This is a genomic window from Streptomyces sp. NPDC057543, from assembly GCF_042801895.1.
In the GTDB taxonomy this organism is placed as follows: domain Bacteria; phylum Actinomycetota; class Actinomycetes; order Streptomycetales; family Streptomycetaceae; genus Streptomyces.
The window spans coordinates 11898-30062 of sequence record NZ_JBHVFF010000025.1 but is presented as its reverse complement, the minus strand read 5'-3'; the positions used below and the strand labels follow the sequence as shown (position 1 = coordinate 30062).

At 71.8% G+C, this 18165-nt stretch carries 17 protein-coding genes; 12 read left to right on the top strand and 5 right to left on the bottom strand.

Annotated elements, in window-relative coordinates:
• The first annotated feature begins 82 nt into the window (after positions 1–82).
• Entirely contained in the window at positions 83–1204 is a 1122-nt protein-coding gene (locus ACFU8Q_RS07200; RefSeq protein WP_384449011.1) for an alpha/beta hydrolase, read from the top strand.
• 263 nt (positions 1205–1467) lie between these two features.
• On the opposite strand, the gene ACFU8Q_RS07195 is transcribed toward ACFU8Q_RS07200, so the two are convergent.
• The gene (locus tag ACFU8Q_RS07195) at positions 1468–2655 is read right to left on the bottom strand and encodes a betaine/proline/choline family ABC transporter ATP-binding protein (protein ID WP_384449008.1); all 1188 of its coding nucleotides are present in this window, start codon (positions 2653–2655) and stop codon (positions 1468–1470) included.
• Positions 2656–2812: 157 nt separating this feature from the next.
• Here ACFU8Q_RS07195 and ACFU8Q_RS07190 point away from each other — a divergent pair, with 157 nt between their 5' ends.
• The 4 genes from ACFU8Q_RS07190 (at position 2813) to ACFU8Q_RS07175 (ending at position 6375) form a co-directional block, all read left to right on the top strand.
• Entirely contained in the window at positions 2813–3535 is a 723-nt protein-coding gene (locus ACFU8Q_RS07190) for an ABC transporter permease (protein ID WP_384449005.1), read from the top strand.
• Positions 3536–3538: 3 nt separating this feature from the next.
• Positions 3539–4213 carry an ABC transporter permease gene (locus ACFU8Q_RS07185; RefSeq protein WP_384449002.1) on the top strand — a complete coding sequence of 225 codons (675 nt, stop codon included), beginning with the start codon at positions 3539–3541 and terminating at the stop codon, positions 4211–4213.
• A gap of 69 nt (positions 4214–4282) precedes the next feature.
• Positions 4283–5272 carry an ABC transporter substrate-binding protein gene (locus ACFU8Q_RS07180; protein ID WP_384448999.1) on the top strand — a complete coding sequence of 330 codons (990 nt, stop codon included), beginning with the start codon at positions 4283–4285 and terminating at the stop codon, positions 5270–5272.
• A 92-nt stretch (positions 5273–5364) separates the two neighbouring features.
• Positions 5365–6375: a hypothetical protein gene (locus tag ACFU8Q_RS07175; protein WP_384448997.1), complete on the top strand. Its 1011-nt coding sequence runs from the start codon at positions 5365–5367 to the stop codon at positions 6373–6375.
• 27 nt (positions 6376–6402) lie between these two features.
• Here the strand turns inward: ACFU8Q_RS07175 and ACFU8Q_RS07170 are convergent, their stop codons facing one another.
• Positions 6403–7545, bottom strand: a complete 1143-nt coding sequence (locus tag ACFU8Q_RS07170; RefSeq protein WP_093893679.1) for an NADH-quinone oxidoreductase subunit D — start codon at positions 7543–7545, stop codon at positions 6403–6405.
• A gap of 100 nt (positions 7546–7645) precedes the next feature.
• Positions 7646–8629 carry an SAM-dependent methyltransferase gene (locus ACFU8Q_RS07165; RefSeq protein ID WP_384448994.1) on the bottom strand — a complete coding sequence of 328 codons (984 nt, stop codon included), beginning with the start codon at positions 8627–8629 and terminating at the stop codon, positions 7646–7648.
• 96 nt (positions 8630–8725) lie between these two features.
• Here ACFU8Q_RS07165 and ACFU8Q_RS07160 point away from each other — a divergent pair, with 96 nt between their 5' ends.
• From ACFU8Q_RS07160 to ACFU8Q_RS07150, 3 genes are all read left to right on the top strand, one after another.
• A complete protein-coding gene (locus ACFU8Q_RS07160; protein WP_384448991.1) occupies positions 8726–9928 on the top strand; it encodes a sensor histidine kinase in 1203 nt (400 codons plus the stop codon).
• Between the two features lie 123 nt (positions 9929–10051).
• Positions 10052–10723, top strand: coding sequence for a response regulator (locus ACFU8Q_RS07155; protein WP_384448988.1), 672 nt, complete (start codon positions 10052–10054; stop codon positions 10721–10723).
• 3 nt (positions 10724–10726) lie between these two features.
• A complete protein-coding gene (locus tag ACFU8Q_RS07150) occupies positions 10727–11335 on the top strand; it encodes an AAA family ATPase (RefSeq protein WP_384448985.1) in 609 nt (202 codons plus the stop codon).
• A gap of 66 nt (positions 11336–11401) precedes the next feature.
• Here the strand turns inward: ACFU8Q_RS07150 and ACFU8Q_RS07145 are convergent, their stop codons facing one another.
• On the bottom strand, positions 11402–12517 hold the full coding sequence (locus ACFU8Q_RS07145; protein ID WP_384449050.1) for a DUF5937 family protein: 1116 nt from the start codon (positions 12515–12517) through the stop codon (positions 11402–11404).
• A 105-nt stretch (positions 12518–12622) separates the two neighbouring features.
• Between ACFU8Q_RS07145 and ACFU8Q_RS07140 the strand changes: the two genes are divergently transcribed.
• Positions 12623–12808, top strand: a complete 186-nt coding sequence (locus ACFU8Q_RS07140; protein ID WP_383757133.1) for a hypothetical protein — start codon at positions 12623–12625, stop codon at positions 12806–12808.
• On the opposite strand, the gene ACFU8Q_RS07135 is transcribed toward ACFU8Q_RS07140, so the two are convergent.
• Positions 12787–14082, bottom strand: coding sequence for a threonine aldolase family protein (locus ACFU8Q_RS07135; protein ID WP_384448982.1), 1296 nt, complete (start codon positions 14080–14082; stop codon positions 12787–12789). The two genes, ACFU8Q_RS07140 and ACFU8Q_RS07135, sit on opposite strands and share 22 nt — an antisense overlap.
• Before the next feature lie 190 nt (positions 14083–14272).
• On the opposite strand from ACFU8Q_RS07135, the gene ACFU8Q_RS07130 reads away from it, so the two are divergent.
• The 3 genes from ACFU8Q_RS07130 to ACFU8Q_RS07120 all read left to right on the top strand — a co-directional run bounded on the left by ACFU8Q_RS07130 (position 14273) and on the right by ACFU8Q_RS07120 (position 18164).
• A complete protein-coding gene (locus ACFU8Q_RS07130; RefSeq protein ID WP_384448979.1) occupies positions 14273–15223 on the top strand; it encodes a Rossmann-like and DUF2520 domain-containing protein in 951 nt (316 codons plus the stop codon).
• A gap of 104 nt (positions 15224–15327) precedes the next feature.
• Positions 15328–16380, top strand: coding sequence for a pantoate--beta-alanine ligase (gene panC, locus ACFU8Q_RS07125; protein WP_384449048.1), 1053 nt, complete (start codon positions 15328–15330; stop codon positions 16378–16380).
• Positions 16377–18164, top strand: coding sequence for an L-aspartate oxidase (locus tag ACFU8Q_RS07120; protein ID WP_384448977.1), 1788 nt, complete (start codon positions 16377–16379; stop codon positions 18162–18164). Before panC ends, ACFU8Q_RS07120 begins: the two co-directional genes overlap by 4 nt.
• The last annotated feature ends 1 nt before the right edge of the window (position 18165 follow it).

Below are 18165 nucleotides of genomic sequence, written 5' to 3'. Positions count from 1 at the left end.
ATGTGCGACCTGTAGGACGAGGCTTCCGCGGCGGGGGTTCACCCGTCGGCCGGAAAATTCCAGACAAGAAAGCGCACCCCCCATGGGTCTTACCAGCAAGACGTTCTTGGCGCTGGCCATCGTGCTGGCCGTGGTGTTCTTCGGTGCCACGGTCTGGCTCTGGCCGCGGCTGGCGCGGCGCAGCGTGTCCGCGGTGTTCGGCAGGGTCGGCCTGCTGCTGGCGACCCAGGTGACGGTCTTCGTCACCGTCGGGCTGGTGGCCAACAACTCCTTCCTCTTCTACGGTTCCTGGGCCGATCTGTTCGGGCAGAAGCAGGATCTGGGCGTGGTCACGGACCACGCGGCCGGAACGCTGGCCACCAAGAACATCGTCCGGGTCGGGATGCAGCTGCCGGACGGGCCCCGCAGTTCGCAGCCCGCGGTGAGCGGCCGGATCGACAAGGTCGTGATCTCGGGGCGGCGGTCGAAGATAGAGAGTTCCGCGTACGTGTATCTGCCGCCGGAGTACTTCCAGCCGGCGTTCGCCCGCCGGAAGTTCCCCGCGGTGGTGGTCCTCACGGGCTACCCGGGTGTCTCGGAGAACCTTCTGAAGGGCCTCGATTATCCGCGGACGGCACACGATCGGGTGGAGGCCGGACGGTCGCAGCCGATGATCCTGGTGATGCTGCGGCCGACGGTGGCGCCGCCGCGGGACACCGAGTGCGTGAACGTGAAGGGCGGACCGCAGACCGAGACGTTCTTCGCCGACGACCTGCCGCAGGTGGTCTCGAATGCGTACCGGGTCGGAAAGCTGCCCCGTAACTGGGGCATCATGGGCAATTCGACCGGCGGCTACTGTGCGCTGAAGATCGGCCTCCACCACCCGGACCGGTTCGCCGCGAGCGCCGGGCTCTCCGCGTACTACAAGGCGGCCGAGGACCCGACGACCGGCGACCTCTTCCACGGTGACCAGGGCGCGCGTGACCGCTCCGATCTGATGTGGAGCCTGGACAACCTGCCGCAGCCCGACTCGTCGTTCCTGGTCACGACCTCCAGGCACGGCGAGGGGAACTACCACTCCACGATGCGGTTCCTCAGCAAGGTGAAGCCGCCCGCCCATGCCTCGTCGATCGTGCTCGACAGCGGTGGGCACAACTTCAACACCTGGCGGCGGGAGATTCCTTCGGCGCTGGACTGGATGAGCAGCCGGCTGAGCGAGAGCTGAGCCGGGGGACGGGGCGGGTCCTGGTTCCCGTCCCGGGCAGGGGCCCACCGGCCCCGGGCCCCCGACCCCCGGCCCCCGGTCCCCGGTCCCCGGCATCCGGCTCACCGGCCCCCGACCCCCGGTCCCCGGTCCCCGGCCCCCGACCCCCGGTCCCCGGCTTCCGACCCCCGACCCCCGGTCCCCGGCCCCCGACCCCCGGTCCCCGGCTTCCGACCCCCGACCCCCGGTCCCCGGCCCCCGACCCCCGGTCCCCGGCTCCCGGCTCACTGTGAGGCGGCTTTGGTGATGCTCTCCACCGTCTCGACGGCCACCTCGGCCCGCGGGACGTCCTGCGCGTCCGCGTCGATCGAGCGGCGCAGCGCCTCATGGAGCCGGGCCGGGGTGAGTACGCCGAGGAAGCGGCCGGTGCTCTCCTTGTCGATGACGGCGATCCAGCCGGCGTCGTGCTGGAGCATGGTGGCGAACGCCTGCTTGAGCGGGGCGCCGACGGGCAGCCACGCCTCCATCCTGCGGGCGTGGGCGCGCACCGTCTCCTCGGTCGCGGTGGTGGTGCCGTCGGCCGGGATCCAGCCGTGCAGATTGTCCTCGCCGTCCAGCACGACGGCCCAGCGCGCGCCTTCGGCCCGCAGCCGTTCGGTCGCCCTCGCCAGGGAGTCGTCGAGGTGGACGACCGGCGGCTGGTCGAGGTCGCCCTCCTCGATGGGGGTCACGGAGAGGCGTTTGAGGCCGCGGTCGGCGCCCACGAAGTCCGCCACATAGGGGGTGGCGGGTGCGCCGAGCACGGTCGCCGGGGAGTCGAACTGCTCGATCGAGCCCTGTCCGTAGACGGCGATACGGTCACCGAGCCGGACCGCTTCCTCGATGTCGTGCGTGACGAACAACACGGTTTTACGGACCTGTTTCTGGAGATTCAGGAATTCGTTCTGCAGCCGTTCCCGTACGACGGGGTCGACCGCGCCGAAAGGCTCGTCCATCAGCAGTACGGGCGGGTCGGCGGCCAGCGCCCTTGCGACGCCCACGCGTTGGCGCTGACCGCCGGAGAGCTGTTCCGGATAGCGGTCGCCATAAACGGAAGGATCAAGTCCGACCAGGTCGAGGAGTTCTGCCGCGCGCTCGCGGCCCTTTCCTCGTTTCCAGCCGAGGAGGTGGGGAACGGTCGCGGTGTTTTCCAGGACCGTACGGTGCGGGAAGAGGCCCACCTGCTGGATCACATAGCCGATGCGGCGGCGCAGTTGGACGGGGTCGATGGCGGATATGTCGTCCCCGTCGAGGAATATCCGGCCCCCGGTCGGTTCGATCAGCCGGTTCACCATCTTCATGGTGGTCGTCTTGCCACAGCCCGACGGTCCGACGAGCGTGACCAGTTCACCCTCGGCGACCTCGAAGGAAAGGTCGTCGACGGCGGTGGTGCCGTCCGCGTACCGCTTGGTGACGTGCTCGAAACGGATCATGGTTCCCCATTGTCGCGCGTGTTCTGTGAAGGACATGTTGCTGGAATACAACGGCCTCGGCGATTGTCGGTGGTCGGGGATAGGGTCGCCAGGCATCGGTACTTCGGGTACGACGTCGATGCTTCGGCACGAGCGGTAATCGGGAGGTGGGGGACGGATGGCTGCCGCACAGAACTGCATGGTCACGAACGACTGGATCTGCGGGGAGTATCTCCGTTCCCGCAGCCAGGAGTTGACCGATGCGACGGTCCAGCACATCTGGATCACCGTGGTCTCGGTGCTGATCGGGCTCGTGGTGGCCTTTCCGCTGGCGCTGCTCGCCCGCCGCAGTCGCCGCTTCGCCGGACCGGTGCTGGGGTTGACGACGGTGCTCTACACCGTGCCGTCCCTCGCGATGTTCTCGTTGCTGCTGCCGCTGTTCGGTCTCTCCGCGGCGCTGGTCGTCACCGGTCTGGTGCTGTATTCCCTGACTATTCTCGTGCGGAACATCCTGGCGGGTCTCGAAGCGGTTCCGCGGGAGGCGAAGGAAGCCGCGAAGGGCATGGGCTACGGGCCGGTCCGGCTGCTGTGGGAGGTTGAAGTCCCCCTTGCCATGCCCGCGTTGATGGCAGGTGTACGGATCGCCACCGTCTCGACGATCGCGCTGACGACGGTCGGATCGATCATCGGCAGAGGCGGCCTGGGCAACCTCATAGGGGACGCCCTGCCCAGCTTCTTCAAGGCCCAGGTGCTGACCGCCTCGGTCCTGTGCGTACTGCTCGCGGTCTTCGCCGATCTGCTGCTGCTGGGCCTCCAGCGGCTGTTGACCCCCTGGACCCGAATACGCCCCACCCGCGCGGGCGAGACCGCGGTCGCGGGTGCCACGGCAAAGGCGGTCTGAACCATGGGAGTTCTCGGCGAGGCCTGGACCTGGCTCATGACCGGCGCCAATTGGACGGGGGAGAGCGGGGCGGCCCACCGGCTCGCCGAGCATCTGTACGTCAGCGGTGTCGCGCTCGCCCTGGCCTGTGCGATCGCGCTGCCGGTCGCCCTGTACCTCGGGCACATCGGGAAAGGGGGCGCGCTGGCCGTCAACATCTCCAACGTGGGGCGGGCGGTCCCGGTCTTCGCAGTGCTGGCCCTCTTCATGGTCTCGCCGCTGCGCAATGCCGGATACGTGCCGACGATCACCGCGCTGGTGCTGTTCGCCGTGCCGCCGCTGCTCACCAACGCCTATGTCGGGATGACAGAGGTCGACCGGTCGGTGGCCGAGGCGGCGCGAGGCATGGGAATGTCCGGCGGCCAGCTCTTCGTACGGGTCGAGCTGCCGCTGGCCTACCCGATGATCATGACCGGGCTGCGCTCGGCCGCGGTCCAGGTGGTCGCCACGGCGACGATCGCCGCGATGGTCGGCCAGGGCGGCCTCGGCCGGATCATCACCGCCGGATTCAACACGTACAACACGCCGCAGGTGGTCGCGGGGGCGCTGCTGGTCGCCGTACTCGCCCTGCTGGTGGAGGCGGTGCTGGTGGGTCTGGACCGGCTGCTGTCACCGCTGCGCCGCCGCAGGACGGCATGACGCCCCCAGCTCCCCGGATCCCCATATCTCATCTCAAATAGCCCTGTTGCTGTGGACGGAGAACACCTCATGAGCAAGACCTCGCGAATAGCGGGCGCGGTCATCGGCATGGTCGCGCTGGCCGGCTCGCTCGCCGCCTGCGGCGGCGACAGCCTGGAGAAGGACAAGGCGGGCTCGGCGTCCTCCGGCGACTCCGGCGGCGGCTCCGGCAAGAAGGGTCCGCTCGTCGTCGGCGCGGCGTCCTTCACCGAGTCCAAGGTCCTCGCGGAGCTGTACGCACAGATCCTGGGTGAGGCCGGATACAGCACCTCGGTCACCACGGTGGCCAACCGGGAACTGTACGAACCGTCCCTGGAGAAGGGCGAAATCGATGTCGTTCCCGAATACGCTGCGACGATCGCCGAATTCCTCAATGCCAAGGTGAACGGCGCGAAGGCGGCCGAGAAGAAGCCGGTCGCCTCCGGTGACGCGGCCGCCACGGTCGCGGCGCTGGAGAAGCTCGCCACTCCGCGCGGACTGAAGGTCCTCCCGGTCGGCGGAGCCGTCGACCAGAACGCCTTCGCGGTGACCAAGGAATTCGCCGCGAAGAACAAGCTCAGGACGCTTTCGGATCTCGGCAGTTCGAAGGCCGAAGTGAGGATCGCTGCGGGTGACGAGTGCGAGGTGCGGCCGTTCTGCGCGCCGGGCCTGAAGAAGACGTACGGCGTCAATGTCACCGGTATCGACCCCAAGGGAGTCGGCACACCGCAGTCCAAGCAGGCAGTCAAGGACGGCAAGGACCAACTGGTCCTCACCACCACCACGGACGCGGTGCTCGACAGCTACGGCCTGGTGTTCCTGGAGGACGACAAGAAGCTCCAGAACGCGGACAACGTTCTGCCGGTCGTCAATGCCAAGGACGCGGGTTCCCAGGACATTGCCGACGCACTCGGCAAGCTCACCAAGGCCCTCACCACCGAGGATCTCGCGGAACTGAACCGCAAGGTGGACGCCGAGCGCGCAAAGCCCGCCGACGCGGCCAAGGACTATCTGCGGTCGAAGGGCCTCATCAAGAAGTAGAGATCGAGGATTGGGGACCGCCAGGTAACCGGGTGGGAACAGATTGGCCGGCGGCTCCCCAAGTGCCTCCTACACACGGTAAATTTCAGGCCATGCCACGTGGACGTCATCGCCATTCGCCACCTCTGCACAGAATCCTTCCGCCGTCTGCCGTCGTCGGAGTGTCGGTTCTCTGTGCCGGGGGCGCCTGGCTGCTCGCCGAGCCCCTGATCCTGCGCGGTCTGGTGGCCGCCACGGCGGCCGCGGCCGTGACCGGCGCGTATCTGATGCGCAGCTGGGACCGGGACGCGGGCCGCCGTCTCGCGGAGCTGACGCGCGCCCGAGCCGGTGACGAATGGCGGGCCGAGGAGCGCATGGCCGAGCTGGAGGCCGACCTGGAGGAGTCGCGGGAGCTGCGCGCCCGACTGGAGACGAAGCTGCGCCGCAAGCGCGTGGAGCTCGCCAACCTGCGCGGGGAGCACGCTGCTCTGCTGCGGCGGTACGCCAACGCCGAGACCGAGCGGGCCAGCGCGCTGGAGGGCCGCAGGCAGCTCGCGCTCGAAGCCGCGACTCCCCGGGAACTGCCCGCGGCGCGCAGCACACCGACGCCGGCCGCCTATCTGCGCGCCGCCCAGGCGCTGGAGGACCTCTCGCGCAACGGGGCCCTCCAGGAGGCGCGCCGTACCGCCGAGCAGGCCAGGAAGCGGGATCTCGCGGAGCGCGCCCGGGAGGCGGAGGAGCGGCAGGGGAAGCACGCGGCGGCCCCGGACACCTCCGGAGCGCAGCACCTCCGCCCGACGACGGCCCTTCCGGCACCCCGGCAGGCCGCCGCGCTGCCCGCGGCGCGCGCCGTGCCGGCCGCCAGCCCGGTCGCTCCGCACGCCGCGCCCCGCCGTCATCCGGTGCCGCAGGGAAGCTTCGACTTCTTCGGTACGCAGAAGGCGCGCGCCGCGATCGAGTCCGTGCAGAACGAGGACCTCGCGGACGTGGTGGGCGAGGAGGCGCTGGCCGCGCACCGCACGGGCACGACCGGGAACCGGGCCGTCGGTAAGGTCATCGATCTGACCGCGCACGACGAGACCGAGCAGCTGGACGTGGTGGAGCTGCGCACCGCCATCTCGTAGGCGCCGCGCGGCCGGGGCCGGTCCGGCCTACTTGTCGATGTCGCCGACGACGAAGAAGAGCGAGCCCAGGATCGCCACCATGTCGGCGACCAGCGTGCCCGGCAGCAGCTCGGTGAGCGCCTGGATGTTGTTGTACGACGCGGAGCGGAGCTTCAGCCGGTACGGGGTCTTCTCGCCCTTGGACACCAGGTAGTAGCCGTTGATGCCGAGCGGGTTCTCGGTCCAGGCGTAGGTGTGGCCCTCGGGGGCCTTCAGCACCTTGGGGAGCCGCTGGTTGATCGGGCCGGGCGCGAGGCCGGCCATCCGGTCCAGGCAGGCGTCCGCCAGATCCAGGGCGTTGTGTGTCTGCTCCAGCAGACATTCGAAGCGGGCCAGGCAGTCGCCCTCGGTGCGGGTGACGACCTTGAGGGTGTCCTGGAGTTCCCCGTACGCGAGATAGGGCTCGTCGCGGCGCAGATCGAAGTCGACCCCGGAGGCGCGGGCGATGGGACCGGACACCCCGTACGCGTGCACGGTCTCGGCGGACAGCACGCCGACGCCGCGGGTACGGCCCCGGAAGATCTCGTTGCCGAGCACCAGGTCGTCGTACACGTCCATCCGGGACCGGACCGAGGCGACGGCGTCCCGGGCGCGGCCGAGCCAGCCCGCCGGGAGGTCCTCCTTGAGGCCGCCGACCCGGTTGAACATGTAGTGCATCCGGCCGCCGGAGACCTCCTCCATCACGGCCTGGAGCTCCTCGCGCTCGCGGAAGGCGTAGAACACCGGGGTGATCCCGCCGAGTTCGAGCGGGTACGAGCCGAGGAACATCAGATGGTTCAGGACCCGGTTCAGCTCGGCGAGCAGGGTGCGCGTCCAGACCGCGCGCTCCGGGACCTCCATGCCGAGCATGCGCTCGACGGCCATCACGACGCCCAGCTCGTTGGAGAACGCCGACAGCCAGTCGTGGCGGTTGGCGAGCATCACGATCTGCCGGTAGTCGCGGGCCTCGAACAGCTTCTCCGCGCCGCGGTGCATGTAACCGATGACCGGTTCGGCGTGCTGGATGCGTTCGCCGTCGAGGACGATGCGCAGACGGAGCACGCCGTGGGTGGAGGGGTGCTGGGGGCCGATGTTGAGCACCATGTCGGTGCTCTCCGCTGCGCCGCCGATGCCGACTGTCGTCTCCGTCATACAGCCAGTATTCCCTGAGCGTCCGGCGCCCTGCCCCGGGCCCCGCGGCTCAAGCGCCTGCGGGGCTGGTCCGACCGGGGCGCCGCCCCGGCCCCGCGCCTCACTCGCCGACGGGGCCGATTCTTCGGTGCATCAGCCAGCCGAAGTCGCCCAGGCCGCCCCGGGCCGTCAGCTCCGCCGCCTCGCCCGCCGAGGCGAGGGCCCGTACGTAGCCTGCCGGGTCGGTCGAGGCCAGGGCCAGGGGCGGGCGCCTGCCGTCGATGCCGAGGCCGTGCAGCGCCTCGCGCTGGGGGAGCACCGTCCCGCCCCCGGCCGCCGCCGCGCACGCGTCCAGGGCCACGTGCGAGGTGAGGTCGCAGCTGCCGTCCGGCACCGGTCGCACCTCGCGGCCGGACCGGAAGCCGGTCAGCGTGCCGAAGGGGGGCCGCGCCTTCCGTACGTGGGCGTAGTCCACCGCCACCGCGAGCCCCCCGTCCAGCGTGGAAACCGCCCGTGCCCAGGCCTCGTCGCGCGGGCGCCCGATCTCGGCCCGGCTGCCCGGTCCGGCCGACGGCCACCAGCGGCGCAGCCACGCGGCGTCGGCCCCGGACACCGGCCCGCCCAGCCGTTCCGCACCGTCCGCCGTCCGGACGAGGACATACCGGTCCACGCCGTCCGCGTCGGTCTCGGCGACCTCGGTCGGGACGTTGTCCAGCCACTCGTTGGCGAACAGCAGACCGCGCGCCCCCGGCGGCGGTTCGGTGCACCACTCGATCCGGGGGTCCAGACCGGCGGGGCGGGCGGCGAGCTCCACGGCGTACGCCCGTACGGCCAGGCCGTCGGCGCCCGCGGCCGGCAGGGCCGCCAGCACCCCCGTCAGCAGTTCGCCCCGCCCCGCCCCCAGGTCCACCAGGTCGACCGAGCCGGTGCCGAGCTCCCGCGCCGTCCTGACCAGCAGCCGGGCGACGGCCGAGGCGAACAGCGGGGACGCGTGGACGGAGGTACGGAAGTGACCCGCCGGCCCTTCGGGGCTCCGATAGAACCCCCCGTCTCCGTACAAAGCGGTCTCTGCCGCCTCCTGCCACCCACGCCACTCGTCCGTCACGTTTCCAAGTCTCCACCTTGGGGAGTACGGTCCCTGGAGCCGGATCGGCCCTTCGGCTGACCCGTGCACCTGTCGCCTGTCCCTACGCTGGGTTACGTGCAGCGCCTCTACGACTTCATCCGCAGACACCCGACGGGCGTCGACAGCTTCTGGGCTGTCTTCCTCTTCGGGCTCTCCGGCCTGTCCATGGTGGCGCCTGCGGATCGCGCGGGTGGGCGGCTCGCCACCCTGCTGATCAGCGTCGGGCTCTGCACCGTCGTCGCGTTGCGCCGGCGTGCGCCGGAGAAGATGCTGCTCCTCACCATCGCGATGGGCGTCGGACAGCTGGTGTTCGGGGTCACTCCCGGCGTCGTGAACTTCGCGATGCTGGTGATCGTCTTCACCGTGGCCACCCTCGGGGAGCGCTGGGCGTCCCGGCTCGCGCTGGTCTGCGCCCTGGGCGCGGCCGGCCTCTCTCAGCTGCGCTGGCCGCAGGACGTACCGCACACCGGCTGGCCCCAGCAGGTCTTCGTCGTCATCGTGCTCACCGTGCCGTTCGTGCTCGCCTGGGTGCTCGGCGACTCGATGCGGACCCGGCGCGCCTACTTCAGCCAGCTGGAGGAGCGCGCGGCCCGGCTGGAGCGGGAGCGCGAGGCGCAGTCGAAGGTCGCGGTGGCCGCCGAGCGGGCCCGTATCGCCCGCGAACTCCACGACGTCGTCGCGCACAACGTCTCGGTGATGGTGGTGCAGGCCGACGGCGCGGCGTATGTCATGGACGCGGCCCCCGATCAGGCCCGGCAGGCCCTGGAGACCATCTCCAGCACCGGCAGGCAGGCCCTCGCGGAGATGCGGCGGCTGCTCGGGGTGCTGCGGACCGGGGACGCCCAGGAGAGCGGGGAGTACGTCCCGCAGCCCGATGTCGAGCAGATCGAGGACCTCATCGAGCAGGTCAGGAAGACCGGGCTGGCCGTCGACTTCAAGATCGAGGGCACCCCGCGGCCGTTGCCCAGCGGGGTCGAGCTGACCGCGTACCGCATCGTGCAGGAGGCCCTGACCAACACCCGTAAGCACGGGGGTCCGGACGCCGGGGCCAGTGTGCGGCTGGTCTACTTCGACGACGGGCTCGGGCTGCTGGTCGAGGACGACGGGCGGGGTGCGGCGCACGAACTGTACGTGGACGGCGGCGCCGACGGCGCGGGCCACGGAATGATCGGCATGCGCGAACGGGTGGGCATGGTCGGCGGCACGCTGGACGCCGGGCCGCGGCCCGGCGGCGGGTTCCGGATCAGCGCCCTGCTGCCGCTCAAGGCGGCCCACTAGGCCTCCGGCATTCTATTTTCCGGACCCGGGACGGACGCGGTACGGAGACGCAGTACGGGCGCAGGACGGACACGGTACAGAAATGCAGTACAGGCGCAGGACAGACAGGAGACAGGACCCCTCATGGCGATCCGCGTGATGCTCGTCGACGACCAGGTGCTGCTGCGCACCGGCTTCCGGATGGTGCTCGCCGCCCAGCCGGACATGGAGGTCGTGGCCGAGGCCGGCGACGGCGCGGAGGCGATCGGGATCCTGCGCACCACCGCCGTCGACGTGGTGCTGATGGACGTCCGGATGCCGAGGCTGGACGGTGTCGAGGCCACCCGGCGCATCTGCGCGCAGCCGGATGCGCCCAAGGTGCTCATCCTGACCACGTTCGACCTCGACGAGTACGCCTTCTCCGGGCTGAAGGCCGGGGCCAGCGGCTTCATGCTCAAGGACGTGCCGCCCGCCGAACTGCTCGCAGCCATTCGCTCCGTGCACAGCGGCGACGCCGTCGTCGCCCCGTCCACCACCCGCAGGCTCCTCGACCGCTTCTCACCGATGCTGCCGAGCGGCACCAGCGAGCCGCAGCACAAGGGCATCGCCAAGCTCACCGAACGTGAACGCGAAGTGATGCTGCTGGTCGCGCAGGGACTGTCGAACGGCGAGATCGCGGCCCGCCTGGTGCTCTCCGAGGCGACCGTGAAGACGCACGTGGGCCGCATCCTCACCAAGCTGGGCCTGCGTGACCGGGTGCAGGTCGTCGTCCTCGCGTACGAGACGGGGCTGGTCAGGGCCGGCGGGATGGGCTGAACCATGGGGGCGCTGCTCTGGATCAACGGGCCGTTCGGCGGCGGCAAGACGCACACGGCGTACGAGCTGAACCGGCGACTGCCCGGCAGCGTGGTCTGCGACCCCGAGCACGTCGGGTTCGGGCTACACCGGACGCTCCCACCGCGACTACGCGGTGACTTCCAGGACCTGACGGCTTGGCGGGACGGCGTGCGCGAGGTGCTGGGACTGGCGCTGCGGGGTCATCCGGGACCGGTGATCGCCCCGATGACGCTCGTCGACCCCGGCTACTTCGCCGAGATCATCGGACGGCTGCGCGAGGACGGGCACACCGTGCACCACTTCGCGCTGCTCGCCGAACGGGCCACGGTGCTGCGGCGGCTGAGCGAACGCGGGTTCGGGCGGGGGCTGAAGCGGGAGAGTTTCGCCGTGGCGAAGCTCGATCACTGCCTCGAACGGCTCGCGGAGCCGGAGTTCGCCGAACACCTCGCCACCGACCGGCTGACGGTCCCGCAGGTCGCCGACCGGATCGCCGGATCGGCGGGGCTGAGCATCCTGCCGGACACGGACAGCGCGCTGCGGCACCGGGTGCGGCGTACGTGGACGGGGATCAAACACATCCGCTTCGACTGAGCCGGCCGATGCGGCTGATGCGGCCGGTCGAGCCGGTCGTCGCTCGGCGCGAATCGGAAGCGTGACTCAGCGCAGGACGCCCTCCAGGAAGTCGCTGCCGAGCCGTGCCACCACGGTCAGGTCCAGCTGGTGCTGCACGTACCGGCCGCGCCGCCGGGTGGTGACCAGGCCCGCCTTCTTCAGCGCCGCGAGGTGCCGGGAGACCTCGGGCGCCGAGATGCCGTAGGTCTCGGCGAGTTCACCGGTCGTGTACGGGGAACGGGCGAGATGGCGGCACAGGCGCATCCGCATCGGGTGGGCCAGCGCCTCCATGCGCAGCTGGAGCAGCTCCACGGAGGCAGGGGAGGGCAGCTCGGGGTGGTGCACCGGGTAGTGGATCACCGGGCGCCAGCCGGGCGCGTACAGCAGGTTCAGGTGCGGCCAGCCGAAGGCGGACGGGACGAGGGTGAGCCCGGGGCGGCCGACAGCCGGGTCTGCGGCGTTGGTCCGGCCCTCGGTCAGCTTGTCGGCGCTGATCCGGGTCCCGGCCTCGTCGAGCGACAGCGCCGGGGACACCGCGCCCATCGCCTCGCCGAGCCCCTTGCGCCGCAGCAGATCCGTCTTGTGCCGGGCGTCGGCGACCAGCTGGACCCGCACCCGCCGCCAGGTGTCGGCGAAGAACGCCTGGTCACAGTCCTCGAACAGGCGGCGGATCCAGCGGCGTACGGGGGCGGGATCGTCCAGCAGCTGCTGGGCGAATTCCACCTGTTGGGGGCCGCGCGCCGCCGCCATGTCCAAGGCGCGGGCGCGCATCAGCGAGTCGCTGAGCGGGGAGGGCGCGCCGAGCCCGTACAGGCTGGAGCAGGTGAACTCCAGGGCGGCGGCGACGAACCGCTCGTCGTCCAGCCGGTCGAGGATGTCCAGGTCCTCGGCGAGGTTCGCGCCCGTCCTGCCGTTGCCGCCACGGACGCCGGCGAACGGCATGAAGATGTCCGAGAACGTGTTGCGCCACAGGAACTCGGCCTCGTGCAGCCGGTCGGCGAGGTCGGGTTCCAGCGCACTGGCGGTCGCCGTCGCCCAGCCGTGCAGCCCCGGGTGGTGTCCGGGCTCGGAGAGGGCATGCAGGGCCAGCCCCAGCTCGGCGAGGGGAGAGGTCTCGAACACGATGCTCCGGGGCTCCAGCCCCACGATGTCGATGTGCACGCTCACCCCTCCATGGTGCGGGGTGCGCGCGAAAGGCCACGCGTCACTTGACGCTGCTCGTCAATCGGCGAGCAGGGTGGGCCGGGACCGGCCCACCCTGAGGCCATGAACGCCCTTCAGCAGCACATGATCGACAGCTACCGCGCGGCCCAGCACGGCGAGCCGCCGCCGCCACCGCCGGGCCGGCACGACCGGTCCGTACTGCGGACCGTCCGGGACCACTACGGCCGCTACCGCCGTCGCACCTGGTCCGCCCGGCCCGGCGGACGTCAGTCCGACGAACGGAGCTGAGCCATCACCCGGTTCATGAACTCCGCCACCGCCCCCCGTACGTCCTGCGCCGTCCACTCCAGCCCTTCCCGGCCCACCGTGACCTCGGTGAACGCCACCCCGGGCGGCCCGGCAGCCGCGGGGTGCCAGTTGTGGAAGAGCACCACGCCCGTGTCCTCCGCCTGCCGCACCGCCGCCTCCGTCAGGACGTCCGCCTCGTACGGCAGCCATACCTGGAACTGGTGCGTGTGCGGTGGTTCCGGATGCACCCGGAACCACCCGGCGCCGGTCGCCGCGAAGCCCTCGGCCAGCGCCCCGGCCACCACCTTCGCCTGGGCGACGTACGACGGCAGCATCGGCAGCTCCTGGTCCAGGCCGATCAGCGCGGCGAGCGCCGCCGGGAACTGCTGGAAGAGCTGCCCGCCGTACCGGTGGCGCCAGGTGCGGGCCTCCTCGATCAGGGACTCGGGACCGGCCAGCGCGGCCCCGGAGATTCCGCCGAGGGTCTTGTAGAACGAGACGTACACGCTGTCCGCGAGCGCCGCGATCTCCGGCAGCTCCCGCCCGAAGTGGGGGGCGCATTCCCACAGCCGCGCGCCGTCGACATGCACCACCGCATCGCGTTCCCGGGCGGCCGCCACCACGGCCTCCAGCTCCTCCCACGTCGGCAGGACGAAACCGGCATCGCGCAGTGGCAGCTCCAGCATCAGCGTGCCGAACGGCTCGGCGAAGTCGCGGATCTCCTGCGCCGTGGGCGGCCGGGGCTCGGACGTCGGATGGACGGTACGCAGCCCGCTCACCGCTCCCAACGCGCCGCGCTCGTGCACCTCGGGGTGGGCCAGGGGATGCAGCGCCACCGTGGAATTTCCGGTCCGCCCGGCCCAGCAGCGCAGCGCGACCTGCTGTGCCATCGTCCCGGTCGGGAAGAACGCGGCGGACTCCATGCCCAGCAGGTCCGCGATCCGCCGCTCCAGCTCGGCGACGACGCCATCGCCGTATATGTCCGTGGGACGGCCGAGATCGGTGACCGCGCCGGCCCCCGCCGCCAGCGCGGCCAGCCGTTCACCGAGCGGGAGGTGCATGGGCGACCTGATCAGGACCCGCTCGGCCGCACGCCGGGCCTTCAACCTGCGCAGCCGCTCCGCGTCCTCCTGCGACTGTTCCTGTGACCGCAACTGCTCGTGCGACTGCGACTGTTCCTGTGCCTGCGGCTGCCCCTGTGACTGTTCCCGCGCATCCCCCTTCGAGTGCCGTGCCTGCTCTTCCGCGCTCGCCATGTCTGCCGTGTCTGTCATGGGACGATCATCACGCAGGTCGCAGCCGGAGCTCGCACGTTTTTTCGGGCCCACGGGGGTGCCGGGCCGCGCGCTCCCGGGACTTTTCCCACAGGCTGTGGACAGCCAGGGGTCCGGGCGAAACGCTGGCGTAGCATGCAGAGAAATCGTCCGGTACCCCCCGCGGACTGGAACGGAAGGCCACCGCCGCGTGAATGCATCAATCCCCAAGGAGCCCCTCGACGCGAGGGACCGCCCCGCCCGACTCACGGTCGGTGTCGTGGGCGCGGGTCGCGTCGGCCCCGCTCTCGCCGCGTCCCTGCAGCTCGCCGGGCACCGACCGGTCGCCGTGTCGGGCGTCTCCGACGCGTCGGTGCGCCGGGCGGCCACCCTGCTCCCCGACGTCCCGCTGGTGCCGCCCGCCGAGGTGCTCGCGCGCGCCGAGCTGGTGCTGCTGACCGTTCCGGACGACGCCCTGCCCGGCCTGGTCGAGGGCCTCGCCGAGACGGGCGCGGTGCGGCCGGGCCAGCTGCTCGTCCACACGTCGGGGCGGTACGGGACGCAAGTGCTGGACCCGGCCATGCGGGCCGGTGCCCTGCCGCTCGCCCTGCACCCGGTGATGACGTTCACCGGCACCTCCGTCGACGTCCAGCGGCTGGCCGGCTGTTCCTTCGGCGTGACCGCCCCCGAGGAGCTGCGGCTCGCCGCGGAGGCGCTGGTCATCGAGATGGGCGGCGAGCCCGAATGGATCGCGGAGGAGTCCCGCCCGCTCTACCACGCGGCGCTCGCTCTCGGCGCGAACCACCTGGTCACGCTGGTCGCCCAGTCGATGGAGCTGTTGCGTACGGCCGGGGTCGCCGCCCCCGACCGGATGCTCGGCCCCCTCCTCGGCGCCGCCCTCGACAACGCCCTGCGCTCCGGCGACGCCGCCCTGACCGGCCCGGTGGCCCGAGGCGACGCCGGCACGGTCGCCGCGCACATGAGCGAGCTGCGCCGGCACTCTCCGCAGGCCGTGGCCGGCTACCTCGCGATGGCCCGCGCCACGGCCGACCGCGCGCTCGCCCACGGCATGCTCAAGCCGGAGCTGGCCGAGGCCCTGCTCGGCGTGCTGGCCGACGGCGCCGACACCGCAGGCGGCACGGGATCACAGGAGCCCCGATGACCCACACGACCGGCAGGCCCGACGCACCGCACACGCGGGGCACCACGCCTCCGACAGCCCAGTCGCACAAGCCCACCCCACCGCCCCGGCCCGCTGAGTCCCCCATGCCCCGCACCCCCCGCTCCGCCGCCCCGCCGCAGGCCCCCGGCGCCGCCCCCGCGGCCACCCTTCTCCGTACGGCTGCCGAGCTCGCCGGGTTCGCGCCGCTCAAGGGGCCGCGGGCCGTCGTGATGACCATGGGCGCTCTCCACGAGGGCCACGCCACCCTGATCCGTACCGCGCGCGCGGCCGCGGGCCCGGACGGCCAGGTCGTCGTCACCGTCTTCGTCAACCCGCTCCAGTTCGGTGAGGCCGCCGACCTGGAGCGCTACCCCCGGACCCTCGACGCCGATCTCGCCGTGGCCGGTGCCGCCGGGGCGGACGCGGTCTTCGCGCCGTCCGTCGACGAGGTGTACCCCGGCGGCGAACCGCAGGTCCGGATCTCGGCGGGCCCGATGGGCGAGCGGCTCGAAGGCGCGTCCCGGCCGGGGCACTTCGACGGGATGCTCACTGTCGTCGCGAAGATGCTGCACCTCACCCGCCCCGATGCCGCGTTCTTCGGGCAGAAGGACGCCCAGCAGCTGGCGCTGATCCGCCGCATGGTGCGCGATCTGAACTTCCCCGTGGAAATCGTCGGCGTGGAGACGGTCCGCGAGCCGGACGGCCTCGCGCTCTCCAGCCGCAACCGCTTCCTGGACGCCGAGGAGCGGCACACCGCCCTCGCCCTGTCCCGGGCCCTGTTCGCGGCGCGCGACAGGCTCGCCGCCCAGCAGGCGCTGCACGCCCGCGCGCAGACCACCGCGGCGACCACCGGCCGGGCCGCCGCGCTCACCGCGCTCGGCGAGACCCGCGCGGCCGCCGACACCCAGGCGGTGGCCCTGGCCCGCCCCGTGGACGGACCCGCCGCGGTGCGCGCCGCCGCGCGACTGATCCTCGACGACGCGTCCGCCGAACAGCCGCCGCTCGCCCTGGACTACCTGGCACTCGTGGACCCGGCCGACTTCACCGAGATCCCCGACGACCGCACCACCGGCGACGCGATCCTCGCCGTCGCGGCGAAGGTCGGCAAGACCCGCCTCATCGACAACATCCCGCTGACCTTCGGAGCCACCACGTGACCGGAATACGGCTGACCGCCCCCGCCCCCGGCTGGTCCATCGACGCCGACGTCGTGGTCGTCGGATCCGGCGTGGCCGGTCTGACCACCGCGTTGCGCTGCGCCGCCGCGGGTCTCGCCACGGTCGTCGTCACCAAGGCCCGCCTCGACGACGGCTCCACCCGCTGGGCGCAGGGCGGCATCGCCGCCGCCCTCGGCGAGGGCGACACGCCCCAGCAGCATCTGGACGACACCCTGGTCGCGGGCGCGGGCCTGTGCGACGAGGCCGCGGTACGGACCCTGGTCACCGAGGGGCCCGACGCCGTGCGTCGGCTGATCGGGACCGGCGCCCACTTCGACACCACGGACAGCGGCGACATCGCGCTGACCCGCGAGGGCGGCCACCACCGCCGCCGCATCGCGCACGCGGGCGGTGACGCGACCGGCGCCGAGATCTCCCGCGCCCTGGTCGAGGCGGTCCGCGAAGCCGCCCTGCACACCGTCGAGAACGCCCTCGTCCTCGACCTCCTCACCGACGACGAGGGCCGTACCGCGGGCGTCACCCTGCACGTCATGGGCGAGGGGCAGCACGACGGCGTCGGCGCGGTCCGTGCCCCCGCCGTGGTCCTCGCCACCGGCGGCATGGGCCAGGTCTTCTCCGCCACCACCAACCCGTCGGTCTCCACCGGCGACGGCGTGGCCCTGGCGCTGCGGGCCGGCGCGGAGGTCTCCGACCTCGAATTCGTCCAGTTCCACCCGACGGTCCTCTTCCTCGGCGCCGACTCCGAGGGCCAGCAGCCCCTCGTGTCGGAAGCGGTACGGGGCGAGGGCGCCCATCTCGTCGACGCGTCCGGTACGCGTTTCATGACCGGGCAGCACGAACTGGCGGAACTGGCGCCGCGCGACATCGTCGCCAAGGCCATCACCCGCCAGATGCAGCTGCACGGCACCGAGCACATGTATCTCGACGCCCGTCACTTCGGCGCCGAGATGTGGCAACAGCGCTTCCCCACCATCCTGGCGGCCTGCCGCGCCCACGGCATCGACCCGATCACCGAACCCATCCCCGTCGCGCCTGCCGCGCACTACGCCTCCGGCGGCATCCGCACCGACCTGCGGGGGCGTACGACCGTGCCCGGTCTGTACGCCTGCGGCGAGGTCGCGTGCACCGGCGTGCACGGCGCGAACCGACTGGCGTCCAACTCCCTCCTGGAGGGCCTCGTCTTCGCCGAGCGCATCGCGGCGGACATCGTCGAGGACCGGCCCCGCGCGGGCACCGCGACCGTCGGCCGGCTCCCCCTCCCCGCCCCTTCGCCGCTCCCCGCCTCCTACCCCCTCCCCGCCCCGTCGCCGCTGCTCGCCCCCGAGGCGCGCGGCACGATCCAGCGGATCATGACCCGGGGCGCCGGAGTCCTGCGCTCCGCCGAGAGCCTGGCCACCGCCGCTGATGAGCTCGAGGCCCTGCACGACAGCGTCGCCCGCGCCGCCGGCGAGGCCGAGCCCAAGGTCGCGGTGCCCGGCGTCGAGTCCTGGGAGGCCACCAATCTGCTGCTCGTCTCGCGCGTATTGGTCGCCGCCGCCCGTCGGCGCGAGGAGACCCGCGGCTGTCACTGGCGCGAGGACCGGCCCGAGCGCGACGACGAGAACTGGCGCCGCCACCTCGTCGTCCGGCTCACCCCGGAGCGTCAACTCGTCCTCCGTCGGACGGAGACCGAGGCATTCGGGCCCGTACGCCCGGCGCAGGCACCAGACTGCGCAGCAGCAGCACCCCTGATTCACCCCGTAGACGTCATCGAGGAGCCGTAAC